The following is a 24,501-nucleotide window of genomic DNA, read 5'->3' as shown; positions in this document are numbered from 1 at the left end:
CCTTATCGTGCCGGCCTTTCCTGCCCGGATTGTCGCGTTTCGCGCAAGCAAAAACGCCTTCGGCGTCCTCTGGACGATGAAGGCGTTTTGTCGCTCGGCTTACTCCGCAACATCCAACAGAACGCCCGATTCCCGACAAGCCAGTGCAAGCGCTTCGTCGGGCTGCCGATCGGTGACGATTCGCTGCACGCCGGACAAGGGCGCGAACGAGATCAGCATCTTCGTTCCGAACTTGGAGCGGTCGGCGACAATCGTCGTCTCCGTCGCTTGCCGGATCGCGATCTGCTTGATCTCCGCCTCGTAGATGTTGGAATTGCTGAAGCCGTGTTCCGCGGTAATGCCGGTCGTGCCGAGGAAGGCGCGATGGAACGCCATCCCGGACAAGCTCTGCACCGCCAGCGGTCCGGAAAGGGAATGCGTCGCCTCGATGTAGGTGCCTCCCGTCATCATGACGGAGATCATCTTGCCGGCCAACTCGGTTACGACGTTAAGCGCGTTCGTGACGACCGTAACGTTCATTCCGTGCGGCAAATAGCGGGCGATCTGCGAGGTCGTCGTCCCGCCGTCGATAAAGACCGACTCCCCGGGCTTGATCAGCGCGGCGGCATGCCGGCCGATTCTGGCCTTCTCGTCGGTCAGCAGGGAGACGCGCTCCTGCAGCGCGACGTCCCTGCCGACGAAGATGACCCCCCCGAACGTGCGCTTGACTTCTCCCGTCTCCTCGAGCTTCTCCAGATCGCGGCGGATCGTCATCTCGGTCACGCCGTACGTTTCCTTCAACGTCGACACCCGAACCTCGCCTTCCCGCGAAATCTGCTCGAGCATCTGCTGCTGCCTTGCGTTTAAGCTGTAGTAAGTCCCTTTCATTGCCCCGCGGCCTCCCGATCGTCCCATTCGCTATGCCTCTATTATCGCTTTCCGTCACACGACGTTCAACTCCAATCGATACTCGATCGATTGACCGGGCGCCAGGACGAGCGGTCCTCCGCGGCGGCGTTCCGCCTCGCGTCCTTCGACGAAGCAGTTGGACGGCTCCAGGCCAAGGACGTGCTCGCCCGCTCCGGGCATCCGCCACTGGGCGAGCAGCGGAAGCGTATCGGCCGACCAGCGGAGAGCAACCTCCGTCGCCCTCGCTCCTCCGGCAGCCGGAAATTCCGGTTGAACGATTCTCGTCTCGGCCATGCCTCCCCCATCGGCCGCCTCTCGCCTCAAGGTATGATAGATCACCGTTTCCTCGACAGCCGGATCCGGCGCCTCCCAGGAAGCACAGCTTTCCGGCGCGGCTCTGCCTCCGCCCGCGCGGACTTCGCGGTCGGCCTCGGGAAACCGGATTTCCGTCCGCTCGTCCAGCAGGGGGAATCCGAAGTTGAAGTGGTACAGCATCATATGCTCCGCGGGCCGGAAGCCGAAGTTCTCCACTCTGTCCCGGATCGCGACGCGATTGTCCCCAAGTCTGCCGGACAGTTCCCGTGCCAATCTTAGCTTGCTTCCGAAGATCGCCGTTTCCTCTACGACGCCGGTTACGCTCCATTCCAGCTCTTCGCCGGCCCACTCTTCGCGAATACAGACGTTGCGGGCCGGAGTGTGATGCGCTCTGCCATGCAGACCGTAGCTGCCGGACTCGTCCGCGGAAGGAGAACCGACATGCGCCAGCCCGCAAGTCATCAGCAGTCCGCCCGAAGCCGTACGCAGCCAGCCCGTGCCTTCCGGTTCGTAGAAGGCCGGGTGAACGTTGCCGTTCGGGGATTGCCAGGAAATCGGCGTTCCCCACAGCAGCGCCAGGGAGATGTCCATTCCTTTGGAGGGAACGATCTCGAACGCAAGGCCGGCGCCGGTCCGCACTTCGATCAGCTCCGTCCCCGCTTCCTTGCCCTCCGTCAACGTCATTCGCCTGACTCCGCCAATCTGACCGACGCCTCCGACGCGCGCCTCGACTTCCCTTCTCGTCCAATGCTTGCCGTACAAGTGCATGGCGGTTCCCCTTTCTCCCGTCAGTCCTCGATCACTCGCGGCATTCTCTCGATTCCCGGATCGGTGAAAATATCGAATTCGTCCCGGCTCGTACTGGAAAATTCGGAGACGATCGCACCCTCGGGGCCGCCTTGAAACCAATGCTTCGTGTTCGGGGGAATCGTATATTGCTCGCCCGGTCTAAGCGCGATTTCATGAAATACGGTGTAATACGACTCGCTTCCCGCGGGAACGACAGCCTGAGGAACGGCAGCCGCTTCTCCCTCTACGTATAAATAGACAAGCCCCCAGCGGCAACGGAAGGTTTCCATCTTGCCCGGTTCGCCGTTGATCGGAGGATGAATATGCTCGGGACAAGTCTGTCTCGGGAAAAGAACCAGATCCTTCGCGCAATACCGATCCGTGTTCACGTACGTAACCAGCTCAAGCCCCTGAGCCTCCAGGTCGCCAAGCCCGAAACCGGCGACCTCGATGTTCTCGCGCTCCGCGTCGGTCAGCACGATGCCTGCGCCCTCCAGCAGCTCGGCCGCACGCTTCTGGGCTCTCGTCACTTCGCTTCTCAGTATGGACATTTGTTCAGCCTCCTCTTATTTGCCGACATCCGGGGACCAGATTCCGTCCGCGAATTCGCGCGACCAGCCGGGCAAAGACAGCCCCGTTTCCCGCTGCGGCCAGCCGGCCGCGATTCGGCTCTGCAAGCCGTCCCATCCCGGGATACCGCTTACCGCATCGGCCCGTTCCACGTTAAACGCGCCTGTGCCCACTGCCGCCAGCAGCGTCTCCTCCGCCGACAGCCCCTTGAGCAATCCGGCCAGAAACCCGGCGATCGTACAGTCCCCGGCCCCCGTCGTTCCGGCGACCTCTACCCGGTAGCACGGCGCAAGCATTTCCTTGCCTTGCCAAGCTTCCAGCTTCCCGGCAGCGGGCGCGCAAAGCCCCATCTCGCGCAGGCGTTCCGGACTGCCAGTCGTCCGAACGTACAGCCCGTGCTCGCCCAGCTTTAACGCGACTACCGCAGCCCCCATGCCGAGCAATTCTTCGGCAAGCGAGGACAGCAGCGGTCCGTCCGCGTACGCAAGCAGCTCGGTCGTGCCGTGTCGCTCGGAAAACTCGCGGTACCGGGACGGCCTGAGCATATATAAAATTTCTTCGAAACTGGGCAGGAAGACGTCGACATGCGGCAGCGAACGCTTCAGAATCGCTTGCCAGTCGGCTTGGCCCGCAAGCGACTCCGGGTCCGGACGGGCCAGATCGAGCGATACGGTCAGCCCGCCCGACTTGGCCGCGGACAGCGTTCTCTCCAGCTCCGCGCCGCCGTCCTCGTACATCCGCCGCATCAGCGGAGGGTAGCCGAAGTGAAACAGCCTAGCTCCCGCCAACGCGGCTTGGGATACGTCGTCCGCGGAGAACGTATCGTTGGCACCCGTGCAATGCAGGAAAATCCGATCGACGCCCGGAGGATTGATGACGATCGTATAGGAGCTCGATTCTCCCGCCCCTACGATCATTCCATCGGCCAGCCCCTCCCCGTATCCTTTAAGGATAGACAGAATCGCCCCTCCGAACAGGTCGTCCCCGACCTTGCCCATCAGCTTTACCGGGAACCCGAGACGATGCAGGGCGATACCGGTATTGGGCACCGCGCCGCCCGTCGAAAGCTGCGCGGCCCCGATGTCGACCAGCTTGCCCGGGACGAGCAATTCCCCGATCGCTTGGCCCGGCTTGCCGCCGTGCATCGCCGGAATGACGTCCAGGCAAATATGTCCGGCAACGACGACCTCGGCAGCGGATGCGGGGGAATCGCTCTTGTTCACGCCCCGTTCCCCCAGTCCACGACCGCGGTTCCGCCCGTCTTGTCGGATTCCAGAGCGGCGGTAAACAGGCGATGGCTGTCCGCCGCTTCCTCCGGCAATGCGCATGTGAACGGCTGCTGCATGCCTTCCTTGCCGTGAACGATCTCGTCGCAGAACGCCGCCCACATCTGCAGGATCGAATCGGAGAACCCGAATTCGAAGATGCCGCCGGTAATCGTGCCGTAAGCCGACTTGTACGGCGCGTCCACGACATGCCAAGCCTGCTGGCCTCCCGGCGTGTAGGGAAGGGACGCCACCTGCTTCGGATTTTTGGTCGTGAATTCCGCGGACATCTCCGTACCCTGGATGCGAATAAACCATGTATTCGCATGTCCCGGCGCGATCCGTTTCGTCGACAGCACCATCGGGAACTGCTGGCCGGCCGTCTTCACGTCGCAAGCGAGAATCGCGTTGTCCCACGTCTCGCACGGCGCCATGCCTCCCTTGCCGTCCGGACGCTCTTCGACGATCTTGGAGAGCAGCGCCCGCACGCTCGCGGGCTTCCAGCCGAAGCGCAGCGGCAGATGCAGCACGTGCAGGCCGAGGTCTCCCATGCAGCCGTACTCCCCGTTCGTCGCGATCCGCCGCTTCCAGTTGATCGGCTTCGTCGGATCAAGGTCGCTGGAATGCCAGAAGCCGGCCTCGACCTCGATGATCCGTCCGAATTTGCCCTCGTTCACCCACTGAACGATCTGCTGCGCACCCGGGAAGAACGGAAATTCCGACGAGCTGCGCACGACGACTTGCGGGTTTTCCCGGATGGCCGCCATAATCGCCTCGTTCGCTTCCAGGTCGATGCCGAACGGCTTCTCTCCCAGCAAATGCTTGCCCGCCCGGATAATATCGATATAGATCCGCTCATGCAGATTATGCGGAACCGCGCAGTAGATCGCTTCCACCGCCGGATCGGCGAGCAGCTCTTTGTAATCCGTATACGCGCGCTCCACGCTCGGCACATTTTCCTCGAACCACTGCGTCGCCGCCGGATTCGCGTCGCACACCGCCACGATGCGCGGCTCGAAGTCGACGCCGGTCAGATGGCACCAGCGCGCGGCCGCGCTGGCGAACTCCTTGCCCATCAGCCCGCAGCCGATGACGCCGAACGATACGATCGTTTTCGCCATTATCGCTGCGCCCCTTTCAGAATTGCCAGCGCCCGCTCGGCCCCCGCGCCCTCATGAACGATGCTCATCAAGGCCGAAGTCATCGCGCCTGGCGTCGGATGCTGCACGACGTTACGGCCGTAGACGATGCCCGCCGCTCCCTGGTTCATCAGCTCGACCGTCCGGTTCACGATCTCCTCGTCGCTTGCGCGTCCTCCTCCGCGAACGAGCACCGGAATGCCGGACGCGACCTCGATGACGCGGTGATACTCGGTCACGTCGTCGCAAGGATCGGCTTTGATCACGTCCGCTCCCAGCTCGACCGCTTGCCGGACGAGGGGCATGATTTTGCGAATGTCGCCGTCGACCATATAGCCGCCCTTCTCTTCGTTAGGCAGCATGACCAGCGGTTCGACCATCAGCGGCATGCCGTATTTATCGCTTTCCGTCTTCAGCAGCGAGACGTTGCGCACGCATTGATGATGCAGCTCCGGCTGGTTCGGCAGCAGCAGCAGGTTGACGCATACCGCTACGGCGTCCAATCGAACCGCCTGCTCGATCGCGCGATCGATCAGCTCGCTGAACAGATGGCGCGGCAGCATGTTTCCATAGATGTTGGCGGCGTCCATGCGCAGCACGAGGCCGGGCTTCTTCTTGCCCGGGATCTCCTGCAGCAATCTCGCTTGCCCGGTGCTGAGCTGAATACAATCCGGTCCGGCCTGAACGACCGTTTCGATAGCGCTTTTCATATTCTCAATGCCGGCAAGAAAGGAATATTCGTTGAAAAAGCCGTGGTCGATCGCAACGTCGAAGCATTTGCCTTGCTCGCTGAACATCCGGTTAAGCCGTGGTTTGAATGAGGACATCATGTTTGCTCCTTTGTTGTTTTGTTGTTTTATGTTCGTTTATAACATTATCTTAATTTAAACAAACAAAAATGTCGAGCAGTATTTGATCGTTTTGGAATAACAAAGACGCGAATCTACGATTCGCGCCCGGTTCCGCCCCTCTTATTGATCGAGAGAAATTTCTTTTTCCATAATATAATCGTCCATGACGTAACCTCCTCCGATGTCCGCCGCTTGCTCGCGAACGGTCCGGAAGCCCTTTTTCTCGTAAACCGCGATCGTGGATGCATTATGCCGATTCACAGTAAGCCAGATCGTGCCCAGCTTGCGTTTCTCGCACAGTTCCTCCAAGAAGCTCATCGCTTCGCTGGCGTATCCTTGGCCTCTATGAGCCTTGAGAATGTAGAATTTGCTCAGCAGCAGCTTCGTCTCCTCCGGCTTGATTCCCATATAGCCGATGTTCTCTCCGTCCGCCTGCATGAAGTAGTACTCGTAGCCTTGGCGCTCGATTTGGTCCGTCATGGCATGGGCGGATTGAAACTTGTCCAGCATGTAGTCGATCTGCCCGGTCGAAAGGATGCTGACGAAATACTCGTTCCAAATTTCCGAGGCCAATCGGGCCGCAGCCTCGACGTCTTCCCTTGTTTCTACTTGCCGAAATGAAAGCTTCATAACGTCTCATCCTTCCTCTTCACTCTCTCTTCATCCTACCCTCTCGTCCGCTCTGTCGCAAATCGCCAGACCCGACGACCTCAACGCCCAATATTGACAGCACCTGATGAATTCGGCATAATAAAGGAAATTATGTCGAGGAAGCACCTCCCAAAGCCGGACACGTTCACGTGTTTCTTTGCGAGGTGCTTTTTGATTAGGAAATGGAGGCGGAGAAAATGAAGAAGAAAACGTACGAGGAATTGGTGAAGGAGTCGCCCGTTACCTACGAGATGTACGCGAATATGGAGGACGACGGCAACCGTTACGAGATTTCGGACGGGGTGCTGGAGCTGATGAGTCCTTCTCCTCTATTTATTCATCAATTCATCTGCCATAAGATGCAAGTCATGCTTGACGGTAGCTGCCGCAACGATTTTCTCATACTGGCCGCCCCGCTCGACGTGATCCTCTCGGACACCGAAGTCCGGCAGCCCGATCTCGTCATGATCCATCTGAGCCGTACGCATATTATTAGCAAAAGAGGCATTAACGGCGCTCCCGACCTCGTCGTCGAGATTACGTCCGAGCACTCTCTTAAGCGGGACAAGCTGACAAAGCGCAATGTATACGCCAAGTACGGGGTGCGCGAGTATTGGATCGTCGACCCGTCCAACTTTACTTTGGAGCAGTATGAATTACACGACGACTACTATGAGCTGCTCGATGTCTATTCCGGAGAGGAACCGGTTCGTTCCCATACCGCCCCTTGCGTTTCTTTCAGCATGGACGAGCTCGTACGCAGCATCCCCGTTCCGCCGGATCAGTTGAAATAACCGCTGGCAGCGTTGACTCCGATTTCATAAGAAAGGAAGGATTCGAATGGAGAAAAACAAAAAAGCCGCAGACAAAGTAAAGGAGCAGCCGATAACCTACGAGGTTTATGCGGAGATGCCCGACGACGGGAATCGTTACGAGGTCATCGACGGAGTGCTGGAGCTGATGTCTCCCAGTCCTACGGCCTCGCATCAGTCCATTTTATCGGAATTGATCGATGCGCTGCGTCAGAGCTGCAAAACGGATTACCTGATCTACTTCGCTCCCCTGGACGTCATCCTGAGCGATACAAACGTCGTGCAGCCCGACGCGATCATGATCCATCGCAGCCGAAAGCACATTGTCACTTCCCGGGGAATAGAAGGCCCGCCAGATCTGGCCGTGGAGGTCCTCTCCCCAAGCTCCCAGAAACGGGATAGGCTGAAGAAGCGGGCGGTGTACGAGAAACACGGCGTCCCGGAATATTGGATCGTCGATCCTGATTCTCGGACGTTAGAGCAGTTTCAATTGGACGAGCGCGGCAACTACGTTCTGATCCAATTGTACGAAGGAGACGAACTCATCGCTTCGGACAAGCTTCATTGCGTCTCTTTCGCGATCAGCCGCCTTTTTGCGGACGTGCTGCAGTAACCGAAAGAAGCCTCCACTGGGCAGCAAAGGTTCTCGAACGATCATCGTTGATCCATTACAGGATCGGAGACAGCAGCCGGGACACCGACTCCTTGATCCGAATCCGCCGCGACCTCTGGCCGTATCGCTCCAGCGTCAACGCCTCGGACACCTTAATGTCCTCCCTAAACGCCTCCGCCAGCTTGGCGGAAACCTCCCTGTCGTACAGGAAGGCGTTCACCTCGAAATTGAGCTTAAAGCTTCGCACGTCCATATTCGCCGTGCCGACGGAGGCGATCTCCTCGTCCACGACGATCGTCTTGGCATGAATAAATCCGTTGCGGTACAAGTAGACGGATACGCCCGCTCTGAGCATCACCCCGATATAAGACAGAGTGGCCCAGTAAATGAACGGATGATCCGGCTTGTCCGGAATCATAATGCTCACTTGCACGCCCGACAGGGCGGCGATGCGCAGCGCGTCCAAGTAGCCTGCGTCCGGCACGAAGTAGGGAGTCTGGATCAAGATGGACCGTTTGGCGGAGGAGATCATTTTCACGTACCCGTTCTTGATATACTCCAGCTTCGATTCCGGCCCGCTGGCTACGATCTGCACCCCGGCTGCGCCGAATGCCGCTTCCGGTTCGGGGAACAGCTCGGGACGATAATGAATGTCCGCTCGGGACGCATAATTCCAATCGAGGATAAATCGCGTCTGCATGGCATGGACCGCTCCGCCGCGAACTCTCAGATGCGTATCCCGCCAATAGCCGAATTTCGGATCCAGTCCCAAGTATTCGTCCCCTACGTTAAATCCGCCCACGTATCCGACTTTGCCGTCGATAATGACGAGCTTGCGATGATTCCGGTAGTTGAGCCGAACGTTGATCAAACGAAACTTGGACGGGAAGAAAGCCTCCGCGATTCCCCCGGCGTCGCGAAGCTCCTGCAGGATGCGCCTGTTCAACCTTCGCGAGCCGAGCTCGTCGTACAGCAGTCGTACGCTCACGCCGCTTCTCGCCTTCTCCGCCAGCGCGCGTATCAGTTTGATTCCCAACTCGTCCTTCTGAATGATGTAATACTGGACGTGAATATGGTCTTGCGCCTCCGCGATATCCCGGAACAACCGGTCGAACTTCTGCTTGCCGTCCAGCAGCAGCTCCACCTCGTTGTCTTCGGTATACAAGGCTTTATTCGCTTTAAGATGCATGGCGATCAGATCGTGATAATCGCCCGCCGCCGGATTGCCCATCGCATGTCCGTCCGCGCTTATGAGGGCAAGCTGCTCTCTGGCCGCTTCCTCCGTTCCGGTGCGGTCGATCTCCTTCCACTCGAAAAGCCGGCTCCTCCTGTAGTTTTGCGCGAAAAACAAATAGAGCGCGAAACCGAGCAGCGGGATGAAATACAGCACGAGCAGCCATGCCCAAGTCGAGCCGATATCCCTTCTCTCCCGGAAGATGATCACCGATGCGAGCGTCATATTCAGCACAAGAACCAAACTTAGTAACAAGGAAAGAACATTCATGTCGATAACCTCCGGCATCCGTTCGTTTGTCCATTCCGCCGTCTAAGCAGTCTGCTTCGATATTAACAGGGACTTGGCGTGGATTCTATAAGTTATTGAGTTGGGCACCGGTTATCAACAACTTAATCCACATATCCACAGCTTTATCAACAGTTTACACACAGTTTACTCCCGATTTACACACAACTCTATTTCAGCTGCGTCTCTTTGGAGATACAAGCTCCCGGATGGTATAGTAGTAAGTATAACGAACAAAGGAACGGGATGACCATGATCTTCCAACGCAACGAAACGTTTCGCGGCTACTTGCGCGCCTATCCGGTTACGTCGATTTTTCTGGCGATTAATTTGATCGTATTCGTTCTCGATTATCTGATCCTCGACAGAGAGCTGTCGCTCAGAGGCATCTTCTATTTGGACCCGGATTACGATCCTTACGGTTTAAGCGAGCCATGGAGATACGTCACCTCCATCGCGCTGCACGGCGGGTGGGATCATCTGCTGTTCAACTGCTTCTCGACGCTTATTTTCGCGCCTCCGCTCGAACGGCTGCTCGGACATTTTCGATACTTCGTGTATTATGTTCTGGCGGGCATTGCAGGCAATCTGCTGAGCGCAATCGTTTACGCTGGCTCGTTGCATTTCTCTCTCGGAGCTTCAGGTGCAATCTACGGCTTATTCGGAGCCTACTTGTTTCTGGCCGTCTTCCGCAAGTTCGCTTTGGATGAGGCGACCCGGAAAACGATCTTTATTTCCATCGCATTCGGAATCGTCTACTCGCTTATAGTACCGAATATCAACATTTGGGCCCATCTCGGCGGCGCTTTGGCCGGATTCGGCTTGATGGGATTGTTCGTCGCCAGCAAAACCAAAAAATACGGCCGCGGATGAAACAAAGTTGTGACGATTCGGTAGCAGATCTCGCTTCGAATTGCCGTTCCTTGCCCGAATGCGTTTGACCGCAAGGCAAATTATGCTAAAATGGTCATTGGTACTTTCTGGGGATGCCGGATCGGATTACGACGAATTGAGAGGAAACGCATCATGAACCGTATCAATAACGCGTTACGATTCTTCAAGGTTACGGGGGAGCTGCGCAAGGATAAATGCGAATTCAAGATCGCTCCATGGAAGCTGCTTCTGGAAACTCAACGGTACTACGAGATTAAACCGGAGAATGGCGCGGTCAAAAGAATCTACAAAGAAAAGCTCAATACGACGGTTGTCGAAACGAAACAATACGCCAACGGCACGCTGTGCTGCTCGGCCTTCTGCACGGAAGACCGCATCGAGGAGCTTCAGCGGACTATTCTCAAGCAATTGCAGACGAGCATTAAGACGTACATGGAGGATCTCCAGCTGAACCTGACGGCGCTGAACCGCTATACGTCCAACCTCTAACATTCACAACTCCGACAAAACGCTTTCTCCGTCCCAAGGACGCGGAAGGCGTTTTTACTTGATTCCCGCGGCCGAGGACAAGCATTTCTACCGCGAATGCGTTAAACTGGAAATAGCGGTTTCAGCTTAATTATCGAGAGCATTGGAGGAATGTACGGTGGAAATCGTTTATCATGGACACTCTTGCATCCAGATCGTCACGGAAGGCAAGTCGCTGCTGTTCGATCCGTTCCTGAGAGGCAATCCTCTGGCGGTAACGAAGGCGGAAGACATCCGCGCCGACTACATTTTGCTCACTCACGCGCATACGGATCATATTCTCGACGCGGAGCCGATCGCTCGCGCAAGCGACGCCACCATCGTCGCCACCTTCGAGCTGGCCATGTACATGTCCGCCCGCAAGAAGCTGAAGACGATCGATATGAACATCGGAGGAACGGTCGATCTGGGCTTCGCCAAGGCGAAGATGATTCAGGCGTTCCACAGCTCCGGCATCTTCCTGGAAGACGATCAGATCATTTACGGCGGCATGCCGGCCGGCTACATCGTGCAGACCGAAGGCTTGACGCTGCTCCATGCCGGAGACACGGCGCTGTTCTCGGACATGAAGATGATCGGCGACCGCCATCCGATCGATATCGCTTTCCTGCCGATCGGCGACCATTACACGATGGGACCGGACGATGCGCTGCAAGCGGCCGAATGGTTCGGCGCCAAGTTCGTCATTCCGGTCCACTACAACTCGTTCCCGCCTATCCGCCAAGACGCCGAAGCCTTCGTACGGCGTCTGGAAGCTCAAGGACGGCGCGGACACGCGCTTGCGCCGGGCGAGAAGCTGGAAGTCACGGCTTCGTCGCTGCAACGGCTGATCGCTCGGGACGGCAAGTCGTATTCGGGCGAATAGACCTCCGCCGCTTCTGCCGCGTCCTGCTCAACGGAATCGACGAGACGGCGAATAAGCGTAGGGCTTCGGCCCTGCGCTTATTCGCCGTTTGCGTTGTCTTAATGGTCCTTGCGATACTCCTGCGGGATGCAGGCGGCCAGCTTGGCGGTTTACTGCCCGGCTCTCCACTCGTCGATCTGCCGCTGAACCTCGGCGACAACCTTATCAAGGCCGTTGTCCTTCAGCTTCTGGTTCACCTTGGGCAGGTTCGTCTCCGGATCGAGAGTACCGGAGAACAGTGAGTTGTAGGTCGCTTCCTTCGTGTTCTTCAGGTTGGCGAGCTCGGTCGTCATGTTCGTCGTGTCGACCTGGAAGCCGAGCAGCGGCGCGTTCGAAGCGGAATCGTTGAACTGCTTGAACTGCTCCCACTTGTCTTCTGGATCGCCCGTGTTCAGATAAGTAAGCATCAAGTTGCCGACGCTGAACGCCGGGAAGCCGTAGCCGCTGTCCGGGATCGAGTCCTTGGACTGCTCGCCCGTCTTCTTGTAGTGCACGTTCTCGATGCCGAAATCGACCAGGTTGATCAGATAAGCGTCCGTGTACAGCAGGTTCAGGAACTCCATCGCCTTCTCCGGATGCTTCGACTTGGCGTTGATCGCCTGCAGCGCTCCGGCCACCGACCAGTTGAACGCGATCGGATCGTGCATCGGCACGCTGACGACCTTGTAGCCGGCGTCGTTGCTCCACAGATTATCGGCGTAGGGCTGGGAATCAGCGACGTCGACGAGCCATTTGCCGGTTTTGAAGTAATCCCCCGCGTCCTTCTGCGTGGCGACGTCCTTCGGCAAGTAGCCGGCCTGATAGAACTTATGCATCGTCTTCAAGTAAGCCATCGCTTCCGGCGTATCCCATACGTTGATCAGCTTGTAATCCTGCGTGTTCAACGGCATTCCGATGAACGGCAGATCCGTCACCGGCAGGTCGAACGGCAGAAATTCCGCGATCTTCGCCGGTATCGGCGCGATGCCCGGCTCCTTCTCCTTGAATGCCTTCAGCAGAGGTTCCAGATCGTCGATCGTTCTTACGTTCGAGATGTCGAGGCTGTGCTTGTCGAGCATCTCCTTATTGAAGCGGAACACGCGCTGCTGCGGCAGCTCCTTGTTCGTCGGCAGTCCGTAGTTATGCCCGTTTACTTTCGTGCCTTCGAGGAAAGCCGGGTTCAGCACTTCCTTGATGCCCTTGCCCTGCTGCTCCAGCAGCGCGTCGAGCTCGTAAAAGGCGCCCTTCTTCGCGTTGGCGAAGTAGTCGTTCGCCCACGAAGCGGTGAAGGCGATGTCGTAATCCTCGCCCGAGCCGATGATGATTTTCATCTTCTGGTCGTAATCGCCCCAGTCGAACAGCTTCATCTCCACTGTTGCGTTGATTTTCGGCAGGATGTACTTGTTGACCTCTTCGTTGACTTTGGCCAGATCGCTCGGCGGCGTGCCGATCGTATACCAGATCAGCTTGACCGGGTCTGCTTTCTTATCCTCGCTCCCTTTGCTCTCGCCGCTCTGGGACGGCTGCTGACTTGAAGACGAGTCGCCTCCCGAAGCCCCGTTTCCTTTGCCGCTGCACCCGGCCATCACCGCTCCGAATGCGAATACCAACGCGATAAGGCCAATCCACTTCTTTGTCTTTGTGAACATGCCGATCCTCCCTGGTCTGTCTCATATTTATTCTAAACGCCAGCGCCCCAAGCGCAAACGTCTAAAATCATTCCTTGATCGCTCCGATCGTCAAGCCTTGCACGAAATAGCGCTGAAAGAACGGATAAGCGAGCACGATCGGTCCCGTCGCCAGCACAACCATCGCCATGCGGGCCGTCTCCTGCGGCAGGGAACGAATCATCTCCCGGCTCTGTCCGCTGTTCAGCAGGGCGGAATTCTGGATCATGAACTGCATGTTGTTGTAGATCCGCATCATCAGCGCCTGAAGCGGCACCAGATGGTTGGAATCGATATACAGCAGCGCGTTGAACCAGTCGTTCCAGTAGCCCAGCGTGCTGAATAAAGCGATAGTGGCTATGCCCGGTAGCGAGATCGGCACGACGAGGCGGAATAAAATTTTAAATTCGCCGGCTCCATCAATTTTGCCGGATTCGATAATGGCGTCGGGAATCATCGTCTGGAAAAACGTCCGCAGCACCAAAATGTTGAACGCGCTCATCGCCATAGGAAGAATAAGCGACCATACGGTATCCTTCAGTTCGAGAAACTGGGCCACGACGATGTATGTCGGCACCAAGCCGCCCCCGAACAGCATCGTGAAGAAGGCGAAGAATGCGAAAAATCCGCGGAACTTAAAGTTTCTGCGCGACAGCGCGTAAGCGTACAGCGTCGTCAAGATCACCGTCAGCACCGTCCCGACTACCGTGACAAACAGCGTCACTCCGTACGAACGGAGCAGTTGATCGCCCGTGCGGATAATGTACGAATAGGCGTACAGGCTCCATTTCTCCGGGAAAATTTGATAGCCGTTCAGCAGCAGCGCATTTTCCTCGGTCAGCGAAATGATGACGACGAACAGAAACGGGAAAACGCAGACGAACGCGAAGCCTCCGGCGATCAGATGCATCAGCCCATTCCAGCCGGCCGGAAGCCGGTGGACGTCGCGCAATTTGCCGGGTGGCGAAGAATCCATGTGAGACAGCCTCCTTTCCGTCGTTGTGCCGCCATCAGAACAGCGCCTGATCGTCGTTTACTTTTTTCACGGTCCAGTTGGCCGCCAGAACGAGAATGAACCCGACAACCGATTGATAGAAGCCCGCCGCCGCGGCTAGGCCGAAATCTCCGACGACTTTCATTGAGCGGTACACGTAAGTGTCGATAACGTTCGTGACCGGGAACAGAGGCCCCGATTCGCGGGGAATCTGGTAGAACAGCCCGAAATCCGCACGGAAAATGCCCCCGATCGCCAAAATCGTCAGGATGATCATCATCGGCTTAATGAGCGGAATCGTAATCTTGATCGTCTGCTGCCACTTGTTTGCTCCGTCGATCATCGCCGCCTCGTAGTACGTGCGGTCGATGCCGGAGATCGCGGCGAGGTAGATGACGCTGGAGTAGCCGACGCCCTTCCACAGGTTCATGAAGATGAGAATGAACGGCCAATAAGCCGGCTCCGCATACCAGTTGATCGCTTCGACGCCGAAGGAGGCGAGAATCTGGTTCAATACGCCCCTGTCCACGCTCAGAAAGCTGAAGACGAAGTAGCTGACGATGATCCAGGACAGAAAATAGGGCATGAACATCGCCGTCTGGTACAGCTTGGCCAGCTTCTTCTGCGCGATCTGGAACAGGATAATCGCCAGCGTCACCGACAGCACCAGGCCGAGCGCGATGAACACGAGATTGTACAGCACGGTGTTGCGGGTGATGATGTACGCGTCGTCGGCGCGGAACAGAAACTCGAAATTTTTCAGCCCGATCCATTCCGACTTCACGATGCCGGAGAAAAAGCCTCCGAGGTCGAGCCTGTACTGCTTAAACGCGAGAATCGCGCCGGGCATAGGCAAGTAGGCGAAGATCAGAAACCACAGCGCCCCGGGCAGAACCATCAGCAGGAACGCTCTGTTCTTCAAGATGTCTTTGGAAAAACCTTGCAGCGCTTTTATGTTGGATCACCTCCTCGTTCGAATCGCCGACTCGTCTTGCACATTTACGGTATCACAGCTCTTCGAAGGCCCGATAGTTAACGTAATCAAGCTTTGAGGTAAAAATTAAAGGTTTGCTCCGCGAATATGTGGAAAGCGCTTACGATCTCGTGGTATCGTAATACTGCTTCCCTATTCGGACTTAACAGACTTAACCTCTTACGGAGATGATCGCCACGGCCAAGCTGACCAAGATCTATGACGCCTTCTTCCGGGCGAAGCTGTTCAATCGGATCATTCTGATCTACTCGGCGCTCACCGTCGTCACCTTCTGCACGTTGGCCGTCCTCGTCTATCAATATTCCACCGGATCGATGCGGCAGAAAGAGCTGGAGGCTCAAGCAGAAGCCGTCGGAGGGACGATCCGGTTTCTCGACCAGCAGACGGACAAATCTCAGGAAATCGTGCTGCGGTTGTATCAGAACAAGGCGTTCCTGAATGATTTGCTGTTCTTTCTACGCAACGATATGCCACACTACATCCAGTACCGATTCAACGAGTACATCGCCGGCAACACCTCCGAGGACCGGAACGTCGAATCATTCATTCGCAACCAGATGGACAGCAACGAAGACATCGCTCAGATCGCTGTCTACAGCAAGGATCAGGCTTTCCTGTTCGTGTTCAACAGCAACAAGACGCAGCGGCTGATCACGCTCTCGAACGAAGAGCGGTCGGCGGTCGCGCACGAGGTCGCCGGCATGCAAATCCGCAAAACCGCCAGCGGAAGAACCCCCGAATTCAACCGTGTTCTGGGCATCGAGGATAGCGGCGCTTACACTTTCGCGTTCGAGTTGAACGATCCCGATACGCTTAAGAACGAAGGCACGCTCCTCGTCACCTATCAGCCGGAAGGGATACGCCGCCTTCTGGAGTCCGGAAGGGAGCGGCTGATGGGCTCGCACTTGGCGCTGCTGTCCGACGGAACGGTCGTCTACGATTCCTTCGATCGATTCGCAGGTCAGGTCTATCCCTACTTCCGGCAGCTGGTCGACTCAGCCGGACAAGCGAATCTGGAGACGAGGTCGTATACGACGACGATGCGTACGGGCAAATCCGCTATCTACGTCAGCGGCGTCGTGCCGGCGACGGAGCTGGAAAACCATTATGCCGGGTTCAAAGGCAAGCTGATCGCGGCGACCTTAATCGGGATTCTCATTACGATCGTCTTCTCCCGCATCGCCGTGCAGCGCTACGCGAAGAGAACCCGCTCCATCGTCAAGGCGATGAGGCTGGCCCAGCAGGGCAATCTGGACGTCCGCATCCCGGCGGGCCGCTCCGACGAGCTGGACGAAATCTCGTTCAGCTTTAACCGGATGTGCGAGGAGCTGACTCGCTACATCAATCAGGTTTACGTCTCCGAGATCAAGCAGAAGCACGCCGAGATCATCGCTTTCCAAGCCCAGATCAACCCCCATTTTCTGTATAACACGCTGGAAGCGATCCGGATGCGGGCGATGACGCAAGGGGCGATGGACGTCGGGGAGATGGCGTACGTGCTCGGCTCCCTGTTCCGTTACGCGGTCAAGCAGGAGACCGTCGTAACGCTCAAGGACGAGGCGGACAATTGCCGCCGCTTCTTGGAGCTCTACAAGGTCAGATACAAAGAGAAAATCGATTACCGGATCGAGATAGACGAAAAAATCGAGAACGCGCGAATGTTCAAGCTGTTCCTGCAGCCTCTCGTGGAGAACGCGATCGTTCACGGCATCCGGGCTTCGAAGCCCGGCAACCTGATCACGATAAGGGCGTACCCGGAGGACGCGGCCTTGTCCGGCCTCATCGTCGAGGTCGAAGACAACGGCAAAGGGATCGAGCCCGATCGGCTTGCCGAAGTCAACGATACGCTGGCGGGCAAGCTCAAGCCGGCGCCGGCTTCTTCGCTCGGACTTCGCAACGTGAGCGAACGGATTCGGCTCGTATACGGAGAGCGGTACGGAATGGACATCCGCAGCAAGCGGATGGAAGGGACGGTCGTTCGGGTAAGATTGCCTTTCGAGAAGGGGGAAATCTAGATGTACAACGTATGGATCGTCGACGACGAACCATTTATTCTGGAGGGGCTGGCCGCCGTCGTCGACTGGCCTTCCCTTCAGCTCCATCTTGCCGGACAGGCGGAGAACGGTCTGGACGCCTTGGAGCAGATCGAGGAATCCTGCGCGAAAGTCGATATTCTCATCACCGACATCGCCATGCCCGAGATGGACGGACTCGAGCTGATCCGGACATTGAAGGAGCGTTCGCCGGAGCTCAAGAGCATCGTGCTGAGCGGCTACAACGAATTCGATTACATCCGCGAAGGGATGCGTATCGGCATCGAAAACTATTTGCTGAAGCCGATCAATCTGGAGGAGCTGACGCGGACGCTGCAGAGCACCGTCGAGAAGCTGAACCGCTCGAGAATCGAGAGCCTTAACGCGGACCAGGTCGATCTGCTCAAGGATAACATCCTGTATCGCTGGGTTGCCGGACGGATCAGCCAGGAGCAATGGAAGCTGCGCTCCGATTTCCTGAAGCTCCGCCTGCGCGAGCCTTACGTCTCCGCCGCGGTCCTGAGAGGGCAAGAGCAGGAGACGCCGGTTCCGGCGCTTCAGGAAGCCAGACGGCTGGCAAGCGCGTATATGGCGGAGAAGGGACATCCTCATCTGATCTTTCAGGACATCGACGATCGGATCGTCGCCCTGATCGGGGTGACGGAACCGACGGAAGAAGTCAAGGAACGCCTAAGCGCATCCCTTGAGGAGCTGGCGATGCGGCTTGGCACGATCCTGCCGTCCGTCCCTCTGGTCGCGCTCGGCTCGACGGAGGAGAACTTCGAGCGGGCTCCGGTCAGTTACGGCAACGCCCTGCTGACGCTCGATTACGCTCTGCTCTACCCTCATGAATCGCTGCTCGTTCACGAGCGGGTGACCGCCTGCCACAGAACCAAAGGCGCCGCTTGGCCCGATGCGGAAGCATATTCCCGCCTCCTGCTGGCGCACGACGAGGAAGGCGTCGACAGAAAGATCGAAGATGATTTCCAAGCGTTCTCCGGCACGGAGGGCGTAACGCCCGCCGAGCTTCGCGACGCCGCCGCCGAGGCGATTATCCGGATGAAGAAGCTGCTCAAGGACGCCAAGCTTCCGCATCCGGTATCGCCCGCCTATCACGACGTCATGAACCGCGTCCTGCGTTCTTCTACGCTGGAGCAGCTTACCGGGCACGTCCGCTTCATCGCCAAGGAGGTGGCCGGAGCGCTCAGCGGACGCCAGGACAAGAGCCCGGTCATCCGGCAGATCGTGGAGTACGTGCACGCTTCTTATATGGAAGATTTCTCGCTGAAGACGCTGGCGCATACGTACCGCATCCACCCGGTTTATCTCGGCCAGCTGTTCCACAAAGAGATGAAACAGACATTCTCCGACTACGTGAACCGCTACCGCATCGAGAAGGCGCAGCAACTGATGAAGACGACGCCGATGCGCACGCAGGACGTCGCCAAGGCGGTCGGCTACTGGGATACCGCCCATTTCTACAAGCATTTCAAGAAGTACGTGGGCGTACCGCCTTCCCAGTATCGAAGAATAATGTGAGCCCTGATCAGACGAATCCCGACGAACCGAGCGAGCGTTCGGCGGGATTTTTCTTCGCCCGATTCAGGCTGGACGCCCTGGTTCGCCGATCATCGGGGACCGAACGAATTGCGGTACTTCGTCGGCGTCATGCCCTGCATCTTGCGGAACAACGTCACGAAGTAACCTGTCCGCTTGAACCCGGCCGCGAACGCGATTTCCTTGACGGACATCCGCGACGCCACGAGCAGCCTCTTGGCCTCCGCCATCCGCACCTCGTTCAAGTAATGGACGGGCGTACGGCCCATCGTTTCATGGAACAGCCGATTGTAATAATAGACGCTGTATCCCGCCAGCTCTGCCATCCTCGCCAGCGTCCAGTCTTCGGCGCATCTTTCCCGGATCTGGTCCGCCGACCCGCGTATAGCGTCCCTCCTCGCGGAGGAGCCTGTATCCCGCAGATTGCCGGCCTCCGACGACAGATGAAGCAGCAGCTCGTAGAGCAGCGCCGAGATTCGGACCTCGTTCTTGCTCGAGAAAGGCTCGCTCGCCCGGTACAGGCCGTCGGTCAACCGGACGATTTCGTCCAACTGACCCAGCGCGAACGCCCATCCGTCCTTGCCGGCGAGACTCCTGATCCATTCGGTCTCGGGTCCGGCAGCGAAATGAACCCAGCGCACGTCCCACGGATCGTCCGGAGCGGTACGGTACCGCTGCTCGCACAGCGGCGGATACAGAAAGCCGGAGCCCGGCTTCAGGTCGAGCCAGTCGGCTCCGATCTTCACCTGCCCCCTGCCCGCGCACACGATATGCAGATTGTATCCGCCGAAGCTTCCGGGCTCCCGATGTTCGTCATGGTTCGGAAGCCGACTGTAACGCCCGAGCATTTCGGGATAGAAGGCATAATATCGCAGCCCAGGCGGAGGAATGACCAGATGCAGTCTCACTCGCGCCCCCCTTCCTGCATAATCGCAAAATAGTAAACTCAATGGCAAGATTGGAATCTTTTCATAATTATTTTACCGGATTAGAATGATTAAAACGATTGCAAAAAAGCAAAATACTGAACTTATGGATGTGATCCCGTGAAAAAAGCCGTTGCAGAGCAGCGAATCGAGCTTGGCGTCTGCTATTATCCGGAGCATTGGCCGGAGACGATGTGGGAAGACGATTATCGAAGAATGAAGGAGCTGGGCTTGTCCGTCATCCGGATCGCCGAGTTCGCTTGGTCGATCTTCGAGCCGGAGGAAGGAACGTTCTCGTTCAAGCTGTTCGACCGGGCGATCGATGCGGCGCACCGACACGGCCTTAAGGTGATTCTCGGCACGCCGACCGCCACTCCGCCGGCCTGGCTGACGGAGAAGTATCCCGAAGTGCTGAACGCGACCAAGCACGGCGTCGTCTACCGGCACGGACTGCGCCGGCACTACAATTACAACAGTCCGGTATACCGCGAGCTGTGCGCCCGCATCGCGCGGAACATGGCCGAGCATTACGCGGCGCATCCGGCCGTCGTCGGCTGGCAGATCGACAACGAGCTCAATTGCGAGGTTAACGAGTTCCATTCGGATGCCGACCATACGGCTTTCCGGGAGTGGACCAAACGCAAGTACGGCACGCTCGACGCGCTTAATCGCGCATGGGGAACCGTGTTCTGGAGCCAGACGTACACGGACTGGAGCCAGGTATACTTGCCGCGGCCGACTCCCGGCGATTCGCCCAATCCGCATCAGGCGCTCGACGAGAAGCGGTTTATATCCGACAGCGCGATCTCGTTCGCGAAGGTCCAGGCCGATATTTTGCGCGAAGTCTGTCCCGGGCATTGGGTGACGACGAACGGCTTCTTCGGGCACCTGGATACTCATCGGATGACCGATGAGCTGCTCGACTTCATCTCGTACGATTCCTACCCGACGTTCGGCACGATCTATCCGGACGACGGGGACCGTCCGCTGCTCGACCGCAAATGGAGCCTTAACCTGAGCAACGTGCGGTCGATCTCTCCCAATTTCTGCGTGATGGAGCAGCAGTCCGGCGCGGGAGGCTGGGTGAACCGGATGAACATCCCGATGCCCCGTCCCGGCCAGATGCGTCTGTGGACGTACCAATCGATCGCCCACGGCGCCGACAGCGTGCTGTATTTCCGCTGGCGCACCGCGACGTTCGGCTCGGAAATCTATTGGCACGGTCTGAACGATTACCATAACCGGCCGAACCGCCGTCTGCGGGAAGCCGCGGTCATCGGGAACGAAGTAGCGAAAATCGGGCCTCGTCTGGCGGGGAAAAAGGGGCGCGCGGAAGTCGCGATCGTGCACAATTACGACAACGGCTGGGACGGGGAGCTCGACATCTGGCACGGCCCTCTGACGGTGAAGAGCTTGCTGGAGTGGTTCAAGGCGCTTCAGTATCGGCATATTCCGTCCGACGTGCTGGAGCTGACGGAGAAGACGACGCTTGCGGATCTGGAGCGTTACCGTATGCTCGTCTACCCGCATGCCGCGGTGATGACCGACGCCCAGGCGGAGCTGTTCAAGCAATATGCGGCCGGCGGCGGGACGATCGTATTCGGGGCACGGACCGGGTATAAGGACGAATTCGGCCACTGCCGGCTCGGCCAGCCTTTCCCGGGTCCGGTCGCCGACCTGGTCGGCGTGACGGTCGAGGATTATACGATCATTAACGGCACGATTCCGGCGCCTTCTATTCAATGGAGCGATGAGACGGGCGGAACGGAGACGGGCGGGACCGTCTATGCCGAGATGTTCAACGACATCCTCGCCGCGGAGTCTCCGTCCGTCGAAGTCGTCGCCTCGTACGCTTCCGACTATTACGCGGGCAAACCGGCCTTGACGCGCAACGCTTACGGCGCCGGGGAGGCGTGGTATTACGGAGCGGCGTTCTCCGAAGCCGTCGCCGCCGAGATCATTCGGCGCAGCGGCCTCCGTTCCCCGCTGGCGGACGTATGCGAGCTGCCTGAGCAAGTGGAAGTCGCGATTCGGGCCGGCGAAGGAAAGGCGTACGCCTTCCTGCTGAACTACGGCAGCGATGCGGCGGAAATCAGCTTCAAGCGTCCAGCTGCGGATCTGATCACGGGCGGGACGCTCGAAGGCAGCTATTCGCTTGAGCCTTACGGCGTAGCGATTCTGGAATTGGCGGACGAATAAGGTCGTTGTTGCGGCAGTCGAAACTCTCGAGCCGCGCGCCAAAGCTTCAAGGGGCTGGCCCAAAAGTAAAAAGAGACGTACCGAACAATTATCGATAGGCGAATGGTAATGGGCATCTATCTCCTTCCGATGCTATACGATCCTGAAATGGGAACGGTAAACCCGTGAATGGGTGATTTCAGGACCGTATGAGGCAGTCTCCAGGAGATAGATGCCCTTATTTTTTCATCGATAATCTTGTACGCCCCTACTTATGGGACAGCCCCATTCGCATTTCAAGCATCGGCGTTACTCCCAGAAGATCGTACCTTCGCCGCGAAGACGCGCCAAGCCTTCGACGAAGAAGAAGTCTCCGTAGATGAGCGGGACGCCGACGTTTTTGCCCTCCGGATAGTGGCTCGTTCCTTCGACAATGAGTCCTTCCTCGTCCGCACGATCCCAAGCCCCGTAATTCCGGTACAGCGATTCGAGGATGCGAACGGCGGGCTCGCGGTAGACATGAGCTTCCAGAGGGCCGACCTGATCGGCGAGCAGCAGCAAGCCGCTGGCCGCGATCGCGCCGGCGGACGAATCCCGGTGCTTCTTCACGTCGGGAGGCAGACGGAAATCCCAATGCGGCACATGATCGTCCGGCAGATTGGACAGGAGGAAATGGGCGACCCGCTTGGAACCGTTCAAGTAAGCGGGGTTGCCCGTATGATGATAGGATAAGGCCAGCCCGTACAGCGCCCATGCCGTTCCCCGCGACCAGGCAGATTCGGCGGCGTAGCCTTGGCCCCCTCTCGCCTGCACCCGCTGTCCGCTCGCCGGATCGAATTCGACGATATGATAGACGGAGCCGTCCGGGCGGATGAAATGCTCCAGCACGGTGTCCATATGCGCTTCCGCGACGTGGCGGTAGCGCGGATCGCCGGTCTCCCGCGATGCCCAGTACAGCAGCGGCGCATTCATAGCACAGTCGATAATGGCCCAGCCCGCGTTGTCGTCTCCCTCGAACCATGGATTCCAGGCCCGAATATAACGTCCGCGCAGGTTAAAGCGCGCGGTAAGATAATTGGCCGCCTTCAGCGCCCGTCTTCGCGAAGCCCCATCCTGTCGAAGCTTATAGGAGGCGACGCTAGTCAGCGTCCACATAAAGCCGAGATCGTGATCGAGCCTGTCGTACCCGTCGAGCACCTCGTCCAGCCGGGCTTCGCAGCTTGCGGCCGCCTCTCTCAGCTTCTCTTCCCGGCTTTCCTCGTAGAGCTGCCACAGCATTCCCGGCCAGAATCCGGCCGTCCACCAATGCGGCTCTTCCAAGGCGTACGCGCCGCCGACGCTGGCATGCGGAAATCCGTCCCCGATGCGGACCAGATTGCGCAGCGTCTTCTCCTTCGCCTTGCTCCACGCTTCCTCGACCCAGTCAGGCCGCTTCGTTCCCGTTGTCTCCATAGACGTTATCCCCCATTAACTCCCGTTATCCAATTCGAAGACCAGCTCGATCCGATTCGTCGGTTTCGGCTGGCGCAGCTTCCAATCGATCGCATACCATTCCCGCCGCTCTCCAAAATGATCCGCATAGACGCGCCTCTCTGCCGATACCTCCAGCAAGCCGCTATCGTAGCGGATCAGCGCGGTCATGCCGCCGTCCGTCAGACGCACCGTTCCCTCGCCCGCCAGATTGGGAGAAACGAAGGTGACGACTCGTTCGGTAAAGCCAAGCGGCTCGCCCTCGAATGCGACCTCGTCGGTCAACGTCAGCCGGCATTCGTCCGCCTTGCGCCACTTGAGTTCGCGAACGAGCGACGCCAGACCGGGTACCCGGTAGGCTTGGCGCAAGTCCAGCCGCAGCACGTCCTCCCGCTCACCCGTCCTCGCTTCCAGAACGGCAGCCGCATGCGCTCTACCGTCCTCTTGTCCGCAGCCGTTCACGATCGGCACAGAATGGCCCTGCGCGCCGTTGCAATCGTAATCGTACCGGCCCGCGCCGAAATAAGCCGCCGTATACTCCCCGCTGCCCAAATCCGCAGCGAAAGCCGTGCCGTCGACCATCCAGATGAACTGACCGACGTCGTTGTGGTTGTGCGGCTCGCCGTTATGACCGCCTTTGGCGGCAAAGCCGAAGCAGCGTCCCGCTTCCGTCTCATAGCGGGACAGCAGCCATTGCGCGTCGGGAAAATAACGAGAAGCCGTCCGCAATCCTCCCGAAGCCGCTCGCGAATCTCTCCAGATCCAATCGCGGAGAACGGGCGCCCACCGGTGGCAATGGTCCTCTCCCAGTCCCGCTCCGTATCGCGTGTCGGGTGCCTCCATCTCCGGATAGAGCCGCGCCAAGTAATGCGTCAGCCCCACGCGGAACGGAATCGCCTGCAGCGAATCGGAGAAATTGGCGACCCGATCCTTGCACAAATAAGCCGACTGCTGGAACAGCG

Annotated in this window: 21 protein-coding genes and 1 pseudogene; 8 read left to right on the top strand and 14 right to left on the bottom strand. The window is 58.1% G+C overall.

What is annotated here, in order from left to right; all coding sequences use genetic code 11:
• Positions 1 to 99: 99 nt before the first annotated feature.
• The 7 genes from ACESLM_RS26230 to ACESLM_RS26200 form a co-directional block, all read right to left on the bottom strand.
• Positions 100 to 867, bottom strand: a complete 768-nt coding sequence (locus ACESLM_RS26230) for a DeoR/GlpR family DNA-binding transcription regulator (RefSeq protein ID WP_372636444.1) — start codon at positions 865 to 867, stop codon at positions 100 to 102.
• A gap of 54 nt (positions 868 to 921) precedes the next feature.
• Positions 922 to 1,971 (bottom strand): DUF4432 family protein, encoded by a 1,050-nt coding sequence (locus ACESLM_RS26225; RefSeq protein WP_372636441.1) that lies wholly within the window; start codon positions 1,969 to 1,971, stop codon positions 922 to 924.
• A 20-nt stretch (positions 1,972 to 1,991) separates the two neighbouring features.
• Positions 1,992 to 2,543: a D-lyxose/D-mannose family sugar isomerase gene (locus tag ACESLM_RS26220; RefSeq protein ID WP_372636438.1), complete on the bottom strand. Its 552-nt coding sequence runs from the start codon at positions 2,541 to 2,543 to the stop codon at positions 1,992 to 1,994.
• A 15-nt stretch (positions 2,544 to 2,558) separates the two neighbouring features.
• Entirely contained in the window at positions 2,559 to 3,785 is a 1,227-nt protein-coding gene (locus tag ACESLM_RS26215) for a carbohydrate kinase family protein (protein ID WP_372636435.1), read from the bottom strand.
• A complete protein-coding gene (locus tag ACESLM_RS26210) occupies positions 3,782 to 4,948 on the bottom strand; it encodes a Gfo/Idh/MocA family protein (RefSeq protein WP_372636431.1) in 1,167 nt (388 codons plus the stop codon). The genes ACESLM_RS26215 and ACESLM_RS26210 overlap by 4 nt, the downstream gene beginning before the upstream one ends.
• Positions 4,948 to 5,793 carry a class I fructose-bisphosphate aldolase gene (locus tag ACESLM_RS26205; protein WP_372636428.1) on the bottom strand — a complete coding sequence of 282 codons (846 nt, stop codon included), beginning with the start codon at positions 5,791 to 5,793 and terminating at the stop codon, positions 4,948 to 4,950. The genes ACESLM_RS26210 and ACESLM_RS26205 overlap by 1 nt, the downstream gene beginning before the upstream one ends.
• A 144-nt stretch (positions 5,794 to 5,937) precedes the next feature.
• A complete protein-coding gene (locus ACESLM_RS26200) occupies positions 5,938 to 6,447 on the bottom strand; it encodes a GNAT family N-acetyltransferase (RefSeq protein WP_372636425.1) in 510 nt (169 codons plus the stop codon).
• Positions 6,448 to 6,665: 218 nt separating this feature from the next.
• Here ACESLM_RS26200 and ACESLM_RS26195 point away from each other — a divergent pair, with 218 nt between their 5' ends.
• Both ACESLM_RS26195 and ACESLM_RS26190 read left to right on the top strand, forming a co-directional pair.
• A complete protein-coding gene (locus tag ACESLM_RS26195) occupies positions 6,666 to 7,262 on the top strand; it encodes a Uma2 family endonuclease (protein ID WP_372636422.1) in 597 nt (198 codons plus the stop codon).
• Between the two features lie 46 nt (positions 7,263 to 7,308).
• Positions 7,309 to 7,893, top strand: a complete 585-nt coding sequence (locus ACESLM_RS26190) for a Uma2 family endonuclease (RefSeq protein WP_372636420.1) — start codon at positions 7,309 to 7,311, stop codon at positions 7,891 to 7,893.
• A 55-nt stretch (positions 7,894 to 7,948) separates the two neighbouring features.
• Here the strand turns inward: ACESLM_RS26190 and cls are convergent, their stop codons facing one another.
• Positions 7,949 to 9,397, bottom strand: a complete 1,449-nt coding sequence (cls, locus tag ACESLM_RS26185) for a cardiolipin synthase (RefSeq protein WP_372636417.1) — start codon at positions 9,395 to 9,397, stop codon at positions 7,949 to 7,951.
• A 270-nt stretch (positions 9,398 to 9,667) separates the two neighbouring features.
• Between cls and ACESLM_RS26180 the strand changes: the two genes are divergently transcribed.
• From ACESLM_RS26180 to ACESLM_RS26170, 3 genes are all read left to right on the top strand, one after another.
• Positions 9,668 to 10,288, top strand: a complete 621-nt coding sequence (locus tag ACESLM_RS26180) for a rhomboid family intramembrane serine protease (protein WP_372636414.1) — start codon at positions 9,668 to 9,670, stop codon at positions 10,286 to 10,288.
• Between the two features lie 153 nt (positions 10,289 to 10,441).
• Positions 10,442 to 10,798, top strand: a complete 357-nt coding sequence (locus tag ACESLM_RS26175; protein ID WP_094044258.1) for a hypothetical protein — start codon at positions 10,442 to 10,444, stop codon at positions 10,796 to 10,798.
• A gap of 157 nt (positions 10,799 to 10,955) precedes the next feature.
• Positions 10,956 to 11,702 (top strand): metal-dependent hydrolase, encoded by a 747-nt coding sequence (locus tag ACESLM_RS26170; RefSeq protein WP_372636411.1) that lies wholly within the window; start codon positions 10,956 to 10,958, stop codon positions 11,700 to 11,702.
• A 149-nt stretch (positions 11,703 to 11,851) separates the two neighbouring features.
• Here the strand turns inward: ACESLM_RS26170 and ACESLM_RS26165 are convergent, their stop codons facing one another.
• The 3 genes from ACESLM_RS26165 to ACESLM_RS26155 all read right to left on the bottom strand — a co-directional run bounded on the left by ACESLM_RS26165 (position 11,852) and on the right by ACESLM_RS26155 (position 15,327).
• The gene (locus tag ACESLM_RS26165) at positions 11,852 to 13,369 is read right to left on the bottom strand and encodes an ABC transporter substrate-binding protein (protein ID WP_372636408.1); all 1,518 of its coding nucleotides are present in this window, start codon (positions 13,367 to 13,369) and stop codon (positions 11,852 to 11,854) included.
• A gap of 67 nt (positions 13,370 to 13,436) precedes the next feature.
• Positions 13,437 to 14,363 (bottom strand): carbohydrate ABC transporter permease, encoded by a 927-nt coding sequence (locus tag ACESLM_RS26160; RefSeq protein ID WP_372636405.1) that lies wholly within the window; start codon positions 14,361 to 14,363, stop codon positions 13,437 to 13,439.
• A gap of 34 nt (positions 14,364 to 14,397) precedes the next feature.
• Entirely contained in the window at positions 14,398 to 15,327 is a 930-nt protein-coding gene (locus ACESLM_RS26155; protein WP_372636447.1) for an ABC transporter permease, read from the bottom strand.
• 215 nt (positions 15,328 to 15,542) lie between these two features.
• Here ACESLM_RS26155 and ACESLM_RS26150 point away from each other — a divergent pair, with 215 nt between their 5' ends.
• Positions 15,543 to 17,390: a sensor histidine kinase gene (locus ACESLM_RS26150; RefSeq protein WP_372636402.1), complete on the top strand. Its 1,848-nt coding sequence runs from the start codon at positions 15,543 to 15,545 to the stop codon at positions 17,388 to 17,390.
• The gene (locus ACESLM_RS26145) at positions 17,391 to 18,947 is read left to right on the top strand and encodes a response regulator (protein ID WP_372636399.1); all 1,557 of its coding nucleotides are present in this window, start codon (positions 17,391 to 17,393) and stop codon (positions 18,945 to 18,947) included.
• Positions 18,948 to 19,036: 89 nt separating this feature from the next.
• Here ACESLM_RS26145 and ACESLM_RS26140 read toward each other — a convergent pair whose 3' ends face one another.
• Positions 19,037 to 19,873: an AraC family transcriptional regulator gene (locus ACESLM_RS26140; protein ID WP_372636396.1), complete on the bottom strand. Its 837-nt coding sequence runs from the start codon at positions 19,871 to 19,873 to the stop codon at positions 19,037 to 19,039.
• Between the two features lie 138 nt (positions 19,874 to 20,011).
• Between ACESLM_RS26140 and ACESLM_RS26135 the strand changes: the two genes are divergently transcribed.
• Entirely contained in the window at positions 20,012 to 22,090 is a 2,079-nt protein-coding gene (locus ACESLM_RS26135; protein WP_372636394.1) for a beta-galactosidase, read from the top strand.
• A 288-nt stretch (positions 22,091 to 22,378) separates the two neighbouring features.
• Here the strand turns inward: ACESLM_RS26135 and ACESLM_RS26130 are convergent, their stop codons facing one another.
• Both ACESLM_RS26130 and ACESLM_RS26125 read right to left on the bottom strand, forming a co-directional pair.
• Positions 22,379 to 23,521, bottom strand: coding sequence for a glycoside hydrolase family 88 protein (locus ACESLM_RS26130; RefSeq protein ID WP_372636391.1), 1,143 nt, complete (start codon positions 23,519 to 23,521; stop codon positions 22,379 to 22,381).
• A gap of 15 nt (positions 23,522 to 23,536) precedes the next feature.
• Positions 23,537 to 24,501 (bottom strand): annotated as a pseudogene (locus ACESLM_RS26125) (hypothetical protein); the annotation flags it as partial.

The sequence above is a fragment of the Cohnella sp. genome (assembly GCF_041641335.1).
Classification (GTDB): domain Bacteria; phylum Bacillota; class Bacilli; order Paenibacillales; family Paenibacillaceae; genus Cohnella.
The sequence above is the reverse complement of the archived record's forward strand: the minus strand, read 5'-3'. Positions and strand labels throughout refer to the sequence as shown.